The organism is Daejeonella sp. (genome assembly GCF_037719425.1).
Taxonomy (GTDB): Bacteria; Bacteroidota; Bacteroidia; order Sphingobacteriales; family Sphingobacteriaceae; genus Daejeonella.
The window spans coordinates 8,237-13,518 of the sequence record NZ_JBBJNI010000121.1 but is presented as its reverse complement, the minus strand read 5'-3'; the positions used below and the strand labels follow the sequence as shown (position 1 = coordinate 13,518).

Below are 5,282 nucleotides of genomic sequence, written 5' to 3'. Positions count from 1 at the left end.
TTTAGGTGGTCAGTTTGCCACGGAATAGGGTGGTCAGTTTCACCGGAATATACATTCAGTCTTTGTTATTGCGTAAATATCATATCCATTCGCATTGTGCCCCACGAATACAATTTCTTCTCTTACTTCAGGAAGTCCCGCGAACTCTATGACCATTTGTCCTTTGGGTAATTCTTCGAAAGCTGTTCCTTCAATAGTAAAATTTTTCGGGTCATCAAAAGAGATCTTCGCAACACGGTATGTTGTTTTTTCTGTACCATCAGTCGTTTTATTGAACTGATAATTACTCATGAAAATTTCAACTTTACCCACCAAACTTTCTGAATTCTCTGGATAAATCTCTTCTTCTATGATCGTGTCATTGACAACATTTGCGGTGTCTTGAACTTCTACACGGGTCGTATCGGTTTTAACATTTTTATTTGTAGCCGGTTTACAGGCCAAAACTGATAACATCAACAGTATGTAAAGCAGATTTAGCTGTTTCATGAATTTATATGCAGTTAAAGGAAGATTTCTTTTTGGCATTAATTTATAATTAACCGTTTAAAATCCTTTCGTGTAGAGCGAATCGGATACGTTTTGAGTAACTCCTGTACCCGAGAGACAAGAGCCTACATTAGAGCAAAGAGAAAATAAATAGGCATTTGTTTCAAATCCTTAATGTAGTAAATTACAACGGTCATCGACATTATAATGCGTTCGACTTAATCAACAGGTAGATCGCACCCGCTGCCAACGGAATTCCAATGGGATAAATTAGCCAATGTCCAGATTTTCTAATGAACTTTTCGTTAACAACTTTTATTGGAGATCCAGAAACGTCACCATACATGTATTCAATAGAATAAACGCCTGTTTTACCTGACATCTTTGATGCGATAACAGATTGGATTTCTGCAGTTGACTTACCTTTTTGATAATTTATTTTAGAATCAGTGACTTTTATTTGGGCATTACCCATTTTGTAATTTAATCCAATATCTTTTATGTTAACATTAATTGGAACTTCAACACCTTCAATCGTAAAAGACGGGTTAGGCATTTTAAATTCTGAGAAAGCTTCGATTGTGTTTCCGCCAGAATGTGTTAGGTATGTCTTACCATCACGTATTCGTCCTGGTTCATCAGTATAGACGTAACTATAGGTACTTTTAATAGTTTGAGTCTCAGTAACAGGTTGCAAACTAATAAGTGATATTAGTGAATCTATAAGCCTTGATTTAAGTCCGTTGTATTTAATTACATCCGTAGTCTCTAACTCATATACTTTGGACCGTAATAACTTAACTTTCTCTTGCTGCTTGGCATCTGCTAATCTACGTTGTCTCTCTTCTTCATTTCTTTTCTTAAGTTGTTGATCCGCTTTTAAGTTTTCTTCAGCTATACGCCGATCATTATCTCGTTTTTCTTGAGCTAATTGTTTTTCTTCCTTCTTCTTCATATCAGCTCTTTCTTTGGCGGAACTCCCCATTCCACTATTGATATAGTATTCAATGGCATTTACACTTTTAGAGGTCATACCCCAGCTTAAGAATGCGTCTCCCGTTCGGTTTATGCCCGAGTACATGACAACAGAATTTATAACCAAGTCGCGGTTTTGTTTTGAAGTTGTTACTTGTTCTAAAACACTCAAAGCGTCGGATACATTTCCACCAGTTTGTCGAATTATATTTCGAACCATTGTTGCTTTAAACATATCTCTGTTGGAAGCGTAATTCATTTGCCTGTGAACTATGTCGCCAAGTTCTTTTATCACCATCGAGCTCAGTACAGCTCTGCCATCTTTATCTACCTGCTGGGAAAACCCTATTGTGGTTAGGAACATAAAGAATATGGTAAATACTTTTCTTTTCATTTACAAATTTTTACTTAAGGTAAGAGTTTTGAATTTATTATTTCTTAAATATATAAAATTTACATGTACATGTATAGGTGTATTTAATTTTTTGTATCTCGTTATTGTCAGCCGATGGGCATACGAGCTAACAGAACTGAAATTGAAATGTTCCTTATAGATAAGGTGAAGGAGAAGCGTTTGAAAGCGGGGCTATCGCAGGCACAATTAGCAAGGGAACTAGACTTATCAGTAGGATTTATAGGGAATGTAGAGAGCCCAAATCACCGAGCGAAATACAATCTTAACCATATTAATGAACTGGCGAAGATTTTTAACTGCAATTTCGGCGATTTTTTCCCCGAGAAGCCTTTTTAATTAATAGCAACGAAGTACTTTGAAGGATCACTCCATTGCTTATGCTCCTCAGATAAGGCCATTAACTTTTTGGTCAGATCACTTAGCTCTTGTATTGTTCCTTCTATATCTTCTGGTATTTTCGAAATTATACTCAGTGATTTTTGGACTTCACAAATATTCTCAGGGCACCTTTCTAAGTGAGAAATTAGAAGGTGCAACACTAACTTAGTCGACCGAGAATCGCAAATTACTAGATCCTTTGTTACGTGACATAAGTCCCTTACATCGTAAAGGAGCCCCAATTCTCCTTCATCTGCTCCCCGAAACCAGAGAATAATCTGGTCTACTGTAGTATAGATTGAATTAAGGGAAACTAAAATTTGGTCTTGCAAGACAGTCTTTTCTTTTATAATTATCATCGTGGAATTTTATCTTAAATATTATTTTCCTGACAGCCAATCAACTCCTGTATTTTGACCTTCAACCTTTCTTGTGGTTTATCAACTGATTATGCCCGCCACTCTCATGCTGGTGTAGCCTTCGGGTACAATGATTAAATGATCCCATACATTGATCTCCAAAATTCGACCAGCCTCTTTTAAACGCCTTGTAATTCTCAAATCACTATCGCTAGGTTCCCGGTTTCCACTTGGATGATTATGAGCTAAAATAATACTTGTTGCACAGCATTTAATGGCTCCCAAGAATATCAAACGTGTATCAACCTGAGTATATGTAAATCCTCCACTGGATACCTCAAAAATTCCTAATACTCGACCGTTACTATTCAGATACATGGCTTTAAACTGTTCTAAAAGGTGAAGTCGGCCAATGTCCCAGGATTTCATGAACAACTTATGTGCATCGTGAGCATTAAATACCTCCGGAAGTTTTGAAGGTTTGATCTTCGGTGTATAAATTATTTTAATATCGGCTACTTTATTCATTAACTAATTGATTTACAATCTAATATTAATAAAAATTCTTCGTATCATCAACTGCTTTAAAAGGAAAAGGAGGATGTTAAAATCCTCCAATTATTACTTCCAGAACCCAATGATACGTTCGATCAATCCTGTTATAAAGCTTGTGTGGAAATACCGGTGAAACTGACCACCCTAAACCGGAGCAAACTGACCACCTAAAAGGCTGGCGTAAACTCCCCAATTTTGCTGGCGAAGATTTTCAGTTCAGTGCTGATTTGGTGTGATAAAAATAGATTTATTTGTTCAGTTCAACAACGACTTTCTTTTCCTCATTGATTCGCCAATCAGATCCACCCGGTGTGATCCATGTACAATGCGATCCAGGATAGCATCCGCCATAGTCCTTTCGCCAATTATCTCGTGCCACATCGTAACAGGAACCTGTGCGGTTATGATTAGAGAGGCCTTTGCATGCCTGTCCTCGATAATTTCCATTAACGCTGACCGGTTATGACCATCTAGCGGTTGTATTCCAAAGTCATCAATAATGAGAAGATGCTGCCTTTCAATTTTAGCAATCTCTTTGTTATACGAACCATCACCTTTAGCCATTTTTAAGTGAGAGAAGAGTTTAGTGGCATTGCAGTACATCGTCCGAAAGCCTTTCAAACATGCCTGATGCCCCAGGGCTGAGGCAAGGAAGGACTTTCCGATGCCGGTACTTCCGGTAATCAGAACATTCTCCCTGCGATTGATGAAATCACATTCAGCGAGTCTCATTACCTGATTCTGGTCAAGGGTTCTTTCCCCGTCATAAACAATCTGCTCCACAGCAGCTTTGTACCTGAAGCGTGCATTACTAATGTGCCGGTCAATACTCCGGTTATGCCGGTCATCCCATTCCGCCTCGATTAGATGGGATACCAATTCATCAGTTGTGAACTGTTCATCTTTACCCCCTTCCAGGCTCATCTTTAGAGCTCTTGCCATTCCATAAAACTTCATTTTGCGCATTTTTTCTAACGTTTCTGTATTCATTTGTTTTGTTGTTTAGGATTAGTTGTAATAATGTTCTCCGCGGATATTCTTATGCAGGGGCATCAGTGGAAGAGTTTCCTGTTCTTCGGGGTGGTCCAGTCCGCGTTTAAGGATCATCTCGATACTTTTGTAGTTGTACATGTCGTATTCTATTCCGCGTTTGCAGGCATTTATCAGCCGTTGGCTACCGTATTTCTTGTTCAGGGACAGTATGCCCACGCATGATTTATAAGCCTGCTCAACGTGCTGTTTCTTGTTAAGAATGACATAGATGTAATGCCTGACAACCGTATCAATAGATTCAGCCCAGGATAAGAACTTTTCTGGTGTCCAGCCACCAACAAACTGATGGGTAGAAGCCAGGTGTTCGGTTAGGGTCGTATAACCGTAAGGACTGCGAATACGGTCGTGAGATGCGATACGCTCATAGTTGTAGTATACTTCCACCCGGTGATTGGTATACAGTAGCTTCACCTTCTTACCGATATTCTGGTAAGGCACGCTGTAATAATGCTTATCCGGGCCAAGGCAGACATGCCCATTCTTCATAACGGTTGCGAATACCTGCTTCTTATGCTCGTATTTAAGCGGAGGCAGGGCATTGAGCACCGGCATTTCAACCTCGGTAAACTGCATTCTGCGGCTATAATGCCTTCCGCGAAGCAAGGTGTTGTTGTGTTCTTCCAGTGCAATCCAGATGGCCTGATTCAGATCAGTTAATGTATGGAAAGTTCTAGCCCTGAGCTTAGCATAGATGCGTGTGTAGATGATCTTTACTGCGCCCTCAACCAATGACTTATCCCTGGGCTTATAGGCTCGGGTGGGTAGTACGCTGATGCTGTAATGATCCGCAAAATCAGCGAAGTACTCGTTAATAACCGGCTCGTATTTACTGGACTTTGTTACTGCTGACTTCAGGTTATCCGTCACCAATGCGTTGGGGACTCCTCCAATGTAATGAAGGGTTCGCTCACAGCTATCGATCAGGTCCTCCTTTTGCTGAGTATAGCTTGCCTCTACATAAGTGAGCTGACTGCATCCCAGGATGGCTACAAACACCTCCACCGCTCGAAGTTCTCCCGTATCGGGGTCTACCAGATGGAGCTTCTCTCCGGCATAAT

Annotated in this window: 7 protein-coding genes; 1 reads left to right on the top strand and 6 read right to left on the bottom strand. The window is 39.9% G+C overall.

Translation table 11 applies throughout. The features are described 5' to 3' along the window. Positions 1-39 precede the first annotated feature (39 nt). Together WKF69_RS14610 and WKF69_RS14605 are read right to left on the bottom strand one after the other, a co-directional pair. On the bottom strand, positions 40-528 hold the full coding sequence (locus WKF69_RS14610; RefSeq protein ID WP_340382812.1) for a hypothetical protein: 489 nt from the start codon (positions 526-528) through the stop codon (positions 40-42). A 163-nt stretch (positions 529-691) separates the two neighbouring features. Then, on the bottom strand, positions 692-1,858 hold the full coding sequence (locus WKF69_RS14605; RefSeq protein WP_340382811.1) for a hypothetical protein: 1,167 nt from the start codon (positions 1,856-1,858) through the stop codon (positions 692-694). 114 nt (positions 1,859-1,972) lie between these two features. Between WKF69_RS14605 and WKF69_RS14600 the strand changes: the two genes are divergently transcribed. Then, on the top strand, positions 1,973-2,215 hold the full coding sequence (locus WKF69_RS14600; protein WP_340382810.1) for a helix-turn-helix transcriptional regulator: 243 nt from the start codon (positions 1,973-1,975) through the stop codon (positions 2,213-2,215). On the opposite strand, the gene WKF69_RS14595 is transcribed toward WKF69_RS14600, so the two are convergent. The 4 genes from WKF69_RS14595 to WKF69_RS14580 all read right to left on the bottom strand — a co-directional run. Then, complete coding sequence (locus WKF69_RS14595) at positions 2,212-2,616, bottom strand: hypothetical protein (protein ID WP_340382809.1); 405 nt, start codon at positions 2,614-2,616, stop codon at positions 2,212-2,214. The genes WKF69_RS14600 and WKF69_RS14595 overlap by 4 nt on opposite strands. A gap of 81 nt (positions 2,617-2,697) precedes the next feature. Continuing rightward, positions 2,698-3,144 (bottom strand): JAB domain-containing protein, encoded by a 447-nt coding sequence (locus WKF69_RS14590; protein WP_340382808.1) that lies wholly within the window; start codon positions 3,142-3,144, stop codon positions 2,698-2,700. Between the two features lie 282 nt (positions 3,145-3,426). Then, entirely contained in the window at positions 3,427-4,161 is a 735-nt protein-coding gene (gene istB / locus WKF69_RS14585) for an IS21-like element helper ATPase IstB (RefSeq protein WP_340382807.1), read from the bottom strand. 18 nt (positions 4,162-4,179) lie between these two features. Beyond that, positions 4,180-5,282, bottom strand: a 1,103-nt coding sequence (locus WKF69_RS14580; protein ID WP_340382806.1) for an IS21 family transposase, incomplete at its 5' end; no start/stop codon positions are given.

What these genes read in the sequence shown, in the direction of transcription:
- WKF69_RS14610 (WP_340382812.1), bottom strand. Translation starts at nt 528, where the DNA reads ATGCCAAAAAGAAATCTTCCTTTAACTGCATATAAATTCATGAAACAG.
- WKF69_RS14605 (WP_340382811.1), bottom strand. Translation starts at nt 1,858, where the DNA reads ATGAAAAGAAAAGTATTTACCATATTCTTTATGTTCCTAACCACAATA.
- WKF69_RS14600 (WP_340382810.1), top strand. Translation starts at nt 1,973, where the DNA reads ATGGGCATACGAGCTAACAGAACTGAAATTGAAATGTTCCTTATAGAT.
- WKF69_RS14595 (WP_340382809.1), bottom strand. Translation starts at nt 2,616, where the DNA reads ATGATAATTATAAAAGAAAAGACTGTCTTGCAAGACCAAATTTTAGTT.
- WKF69_RS14590 (WP_340382808.1), bottom strand. Translation starts at nt 3,144, where the DNA reads ATGAATAAAGTAGCCGATATTAAAATAATTTATACACCGAAGATCAAA.
- istB (WP_340382807.1), bottom strand. Translation starts at nt 4,161, where the DNA reads ATGAATACAGAAACGTTAGAAAAAATGCGCAAAATGAAGTTTTATGGA.